The 758-nt window shown below is 57.4% G+C and carries 1 protein-coding gene; it reads left to right on the top strand.

The genetic code is table 11. From position 1 onward, the window contains the following. Positions 1–24 precede the first annotated feature (24 nt). Positions 25–758 (top strand): IS630 family transposase (locus KUO17_RS26155; protein WP_217978444.1); only part of this gene is annotated, 734 nt, incomplete at its 3' end.

Below are 758 nucleotides of genomic sequence, written 5' to 3' on the forward strand. Positions count from 1 at the left end.
TCAACCGGGATATTGGGTGAAGCCATGAACTCTCAAGACATCGTGCTCAGTGATGATGAGCAGGTCGAGCTGAGCCGGCGGGTTCGCTCGGCCACCATTAGCCAACGCGACGGTCGCCGAGCACGCGTGATTCTGTTGGCCGTTCAAGGTCATTCACGTAAAGAAATCGCCGAACTGACGGGGCTCTCCCTTGTTTCCGTTACTCGCTGGTGCAAGCGTTTCCAGGCACTACGTCTAGAAGGACTGGTGGATCTGCCGGGACGAGGTCGCAAGCCATCACTACCTGCCGAAGCCTTGAAGCGAACACTTGAGCAAGTCACCCAGCCGCGTATCGGTCAGCCTCGTTGGAGCTGCCGTAGCATGGCGCGTGTCGCGGGTATTTCTCCGGCCAGCGTTCAGCGGATCTGGGCTGCCAACGACATCAAGCCGCACCTCACACGTACCTTCAAGCTGTCCAATGATCCTCAGTTCGAAGAGAAATTCTGGGACGTCATCGGACTGTACCTTGCGCCACCGGATAAGGCGTTGGTGCTCTGCTGCGATGAAAAGAGCCAGGTTCAAGCACTGCAACGCACGCAACCAGGCTTGCCATTGGGCATCGGCCACATACGCACGCAAACCCATGACTATGTCCGCCACGGCACACTTACGTTGTTCGCCGCCATGGACTATCTGCAAGGCCGGCTGATCAGCAGCATCGAAACACAGCACCGACATCAGGAGTGGCTGGCCTTCCTGAAGAAGATCAACAGGGAAAC

The sequence above is a fragment of the Pseudomonas aegrilactucae genome (assembly GCF_019168305.1).
Classification (GTDB): domain Bacteria; phylum Pseudomonadota; class Gammaproteobacteria; order Pseudomonadales; family Pseudomonadaceae; genus Aquipseudomonas; species Aquipseudomonas aegrilactucae.